The organism is Planomonospora alba, from assembly GCF_039534085.1.
GTDB classification, from domain to species: Bacteria; Actinomycetota; Actinomycetes; order Streptosporangiales; family Streptosporangiaceae; genus Planomonospora_B; species Planomonospora_B alba.
The window spans coordinates 1-4,919 of the sequence record NZ_BAAAUT010000122.1 but is presented as its reverse complement, the minus strand read 5'-3'; the positions used below and the strand labels follow the sequence as shown (position 1 = coordinate 4,919).

The window sequence follows — 4,919 nt, the reverse complement described above, 5'->3', positions numbered from 1 at the left end:
CTGATGGAGCCGATGCTGGCCGACTTCCGCGCGGTCGCCGAGGGGTTGGCCTACGACGCCCCGCGCATCCCGGTGGTCTCCACGGTCACCGGCCGCCCGGCGACCGCCGCGGAGCTGTGCTCACCCGGCTACTGGACCGGGCAGATCCGCTCCGAGGTCCGCTTCCACGACGCGGTCCGCACCCTGGAGGAGGAGGGCGCCACGACCTTCCTGGAGATCGGACCGGACGCGGTGCTGTCCGGCATGGGCGCCCAGTGCGTCACCGGCGAGGCCGTCTTCGTCCCGGCGGTCAGGCGCGACCGGCCCGAGACGCGGGAGCTGGTGACCGCCCTCGCCCGGCTGTACGTGCGCGGGGCGCTCCCCGGCTGGGGGCCGTTCTTCACCGGCACCGGAGCGCGCCGGGTGGACCTGCCCACCTACCCCTTCCAGCGGCAGCGGTACTGGCTCGACGTCCCCGCGGTGAGCGGTGACGTGACCGAGTACGGCCAGGTCGCGGCGGACCACCCGCTGCTGGGCGCCGTCGTGCCGCTGCCGGACGCGGGCGGGGTGGCCCTCACCGGGCGCCTGTCCCTCGCCTCGCACCCGTGGCTGGCCGACCACACCGTGATGGGCGAGGTGGTCGTCCCCGGCACGGCCTTCGCCGAACTGGCGGTCCGCGCCGGGGACGAGACCGGCTGCGATCTGGTGGAGGAGCTCACCCTCGCCGCGCCGCTGGTCGTCCCGGCCCGGGGCGGCGTCGCCGTCCAGGTCGTGGCCGGCGCCGCCGACGACGAGGGGCGCCGCTCGCTCGCGGTCTACGCCCGGCCCGAGGACGCCGGAGAGGACGAGTGGACCCGCCACGCCACCGGGGTGCTCGCCGTGAGCGACGGCAGGCCCGTCGGCGCGCTGACCGAATGGCCGCCCCCCGGGGCCGTCCCGGTGGAACTGGGCGACCTCTACGGCCGCCTGGCCGACCTGGGCTACGGGTACGGCCCCGCCTTCCAGGGGCTGAAGGCGGTCTGGCGGCGCGGCGACGAGGTGTTCGCCGAGGTCGCCCTGGACGCCGAGGACGCCGGCCGGTACGGCCTGCACCCGGCCCTGTTCGACGCCGCCCTGCACGCGAACCTGCTCGGTGACGACCTGGACCGGCCGATGCTGCCGTTCGCCTGGAACGGCGTGCGGCTGCACGCGGCCGGAGCCTCCGCGCTGCGGGTGCGGATCTCCGCCCCGACCCCGGCCGCGGTGGCGGTGGAACTCGCCGACGCCACCGGCGCCCCGGTGGCGTCGGTGGAGTCCCTGGTGGCGCGGCCCGTCTCCGCCGAGCAGCTGGGCGCCGCGACCGGCCGCGGGAACACGCTCTTCCGGGTCGACTGGCAGCCGCTCCCGCAGGCCGCCGGGCCGGACGCCGCCGCGGCGCCGGACGCGTCCGCCCGGACCGGCGACCTGGCCGTGGTGGGCGGCACCCTGGAGTCCGCCGCCGACGCCCCCGTCTACCCGGACCTGGCGTCGCTGGCGGCGGCGGAGACCGTCCCCGGCCTGGTGCTCCTGCCCGTCCCCGTCTGGGGCGGCGACGTCCCGGCCGCGGTCAGGACCGCCGTCGGCCACGTGCTGGCGGCGCTGCGCGGCTGGCTCGCCGACGAGCGCTTCGCCTCCTCCCGCCTGGCCGTCGTCACCCGGAGCACGGCCGCGGGCCCGGCCCACGCGCCGGTCACCGGCCTGGTCAGGGCCGCGCAGGAGGAGAACCCCGGCAGGTTCCTCCTGATCGACCTGGACGGCGCCGAACCCGCAGAGGAGGCCCGCCTGCTCGCGGCGGCGGTCGCCTCCGGGGAACCGGAGACCGCGGTGCGCGGCGGTGACCTCCTGGTCCCGCGCTTCGCCCCCGTGGCAGGGACGCCGGACCCCGGCGGCACGCCGCCGTGGGATCCGGACGGCACCGTGCTGATCACCGGCGGCACCGGTGGACTGGGCGCGCTCGTCGCCCGCCACCTGGTGGCCTCCGGGAAGGCGCGCCACCTGCTGCTGGCCGGCCGGCGCGGGCTCGACGCCCCCGGCGCCGCCGGGATCCGAGAGGAGCTCACCGCGCTGGGCGCCGAGGTGACCGTCGCCGCCTGCGACGCGGCCGACCGGGAGTCCCTGGCCCGGCTGCTCGCCGCGGTCCCGGCCGCGCACCCGCTCACCGCCGTCGTCCACGCCGCCGGAGTGGTCGACAACGCGCTGGTCGGCGCGCTCACCCCCGAGCAGGTGGAGGCCGTGCTGCGGCCGAAGGTGGACGGCGCCTGGAACCTGCACGAGCTGGCCGGGGACGTGGAGGCGTTCGTGCTCTTCTCCTCCGCGGCCGGGCTGGTGCTCGGCGCCGGGCAGGCCAACTACGCGGCGGGCAACGCCTTCCTCGACGCGCTGGCCGAGCACCGCCGGGCGCACGGGCTGGCCGCCACGTCGCTCGCGTGGGGGCTGTGGGACGAGGAACGCGGCATGGCCGGGCTGCTCGACGAGGCGGGCCGCCAGCGCATGCACCGCATGGGCATGCCGCCCCTCGACCCGGCCGAGGCGCTCGCCCTGCTGGACGCCTCCCTCACCCTCCCGGAGAGCGTGCTGGCGCCGATCCGCTTGGACCTCGCGGTGCTGCGGGCCCGCGCCGACGGGGTGCCCGCCATGCTCCGCGGCCTCGTGCGCGCGCCGCAGCGCCGTACGGCCTCGGCCGGCGGGACGGGCCGGGACGCGGGCGGGCCGTCGCTGGCCGAGCGGCTGGCCGGGCTGCCCGACGCCGAACGCGACCAGCTCCTGCTGGAGACGGTGCGCAAGCACGTCGCCGCGGCGCTCGGCCACGCCTCCGCCGCCTCGATCGACCCCCGGCGCGCCTTCCAGGAGCTCGGCTTCGACTCGCTGTCGGCGGTGGAGCTGCGCAACATGCTGGGCGCCGCCACCGGGCTCCGGCTGCCCGCGACGCTGGTCTTCGACTACCCGACGCCCGAGGCCCTGGCCGAGCACATCAGAGCCCGCATCGACCCCGGGCCCGCCGACGCGGCCCGCCCCCTGCTCGACGAGGTCGACCGGCTGGAGGAGGCCCTGTCCCGGGCCACCCCGACGGACGGCGAGCACGCCAGGATCACCGCCCGGCTGGAGGCCCTGCTGCGGGACTGGCGCGACATCCGTTCCGGTACGGAGGCCGTACCGGAACGGGACCTGACAGCGGCTACGGACGACGAACTCTTCGCGGTCCTCGACAACGAACTGGGTATCCGATGAACGAAGCACGCCCGACGGCCGGCGACGACAAGCTCCGCGACTACCTGCGGCGGGCCACGGCCGAGCTGCAGCAGACCCGCACCCGCCTGCGAGCGCTGGAGGACAGGGAGCGCGAACCCATCGCCATCGTGGCCATGAGCTGCCGCTACCCCGGAGGGGTCACCTCCCCTGAGGAGCTGTGGGACCTGGTGGCCCGGGGCGTGGACGCGACCTCCGACTTCCCCGCCGACCGCGGCTGGGACGTCGACGGCATCTACGACCCCGAGCCCGGCACACCGGGCAGGACCTACACCCGCAGGGGCGGGTTCCTGCACGACGCGGCCGACTTCGACGCCGAGTTCTTCGGGATCAGCCCCCGCGAGGCCGCCGTCGCCGACCCGCAGCAGCGACTGCTGCTGGAGACCGCCTGGGAGGTCTTCGAACGCGCGGGCATCGACCCGCGGTCGGTCCGGGGGAGCCGGACCGGTGTGTTCACCGGGCTGATGTACAACGACTACTCGGGCGGCCAGCCGGGCGGCAGCCTCGTCTCCGGCCGGGTCGCCTACACCCTCGGTCTGGAGGGCCCGGCGGTGACCGTGGACACCGCGTGTTCGTCGTCGCTGGTCGCGCTCCACCTGGCGGCCCAGGCGCTGCGGCAGGGCGAGTGCACGCTCGCACTGGCCGGCGGCGTCGCCGTGATGGGCACCCCCGACATGTTCGTCGAGTTCAGCCGGCAGCGCGGCCTGTCCCCGGACGGCCGCTGCCGGTCCTTCTCCGCGGCGGCCGACGGCACGGCGTGGTCGGAGGGCGTCGGCGTGCTGCTGCTGGAGCGGCTGTCGGACGCCCGCCGCAACGGCCACCGGGTGCTCGCGGTGATCCGCGGCTCGGCGGTCAACCAGGACGGCGCGTCCAACGGGCTGACCGCGCCCAACGGCCCCTCCCAGCAGCGGGTGATCGAGCAGGCGCTGGCCGCCTCCGGGCTCGCCCCGGCGGACGTGGACGCGGTCGAGGCGCACGGCACCGGCACGACGCTCGGCGACCCGATCGAGGCGCAGGCGGTCATCGCCGCCTACGGCCAGGACCGCGACCGGCCGCTCCGGCTCGGGTCGATCAAGTCGAACATCGGCCATCCCCAGGCCGCCGCCGCCATCGCGGGCGTGATCAAGATGGTGATGGCGATGCGGCACGGCGTGCTGCCGAAGACCCTCCACCTGGACGAGCCGTCCCCGCACGTCGACTGGTCGGCCGGGTCCGTGGAACTGCTCACCGAGGCGGTGGAGTGGCCGCGCAGCGACCATCCCCGCCGGGCCGGGGTGTCGTCCTTCGGCTACAGCGGCACCAACGCGCACGTGATCGTCGAGCAGGCGCCCGAGGAGGTTCCGGAGGAGGCCCCCGCCGAACCGGACCTCGTCCCGGCCTCGCTCCCGGTGCCGTGGGTGGTCTCGGGCGGGAGCGCGCAGGCGCTGCGGGCGCAGGCGGAGCGGCTGCTGGCCTACGTGGTGGAGCGGCCGGAGCTGGACGTGCGGGACGTGGGCTTCTCGCTGGTGACGACGCGGGCGGCGCTGGAGCACCGGGCCGTGGTGGTCGGCGCGGACCGCGAAGAACTCGTGCGGGGGCTGTGCGCGGTCGCCGACGGGAGCGAGGGCACCGGGCGGAGCGACGGCCGGACGGCGTTCCTGTTCACCGGGCAGGGCAGCCAGCGCGCCGGGATGGGC

At 76.7% G+C, this 4,919-nt stretch carries 2 protein-coding genes; both read left to right on the top strand.

Translation table 11 applies throughout. The annotated features are described in order from the left end of the window. The coding region (locus ABD823_RS34050) for a type I polyketide synthase (RefSeq protein WP_344867014.1) at positions 1–3,225 on the top strand (3,225 nt) is incomplete at its 5' end. Further along, positions 3,222–4,919 (top strand): type I polyketide synthase (locus ABD823_RS34045; RefSeq protein WP_344867012.1); only part of this gene is annotated, 1,698 nt, incomplete at its 3' end. The genes ABD823_RS34050 and ABD823_RS34045, both read left to right, overlap by 4 nt.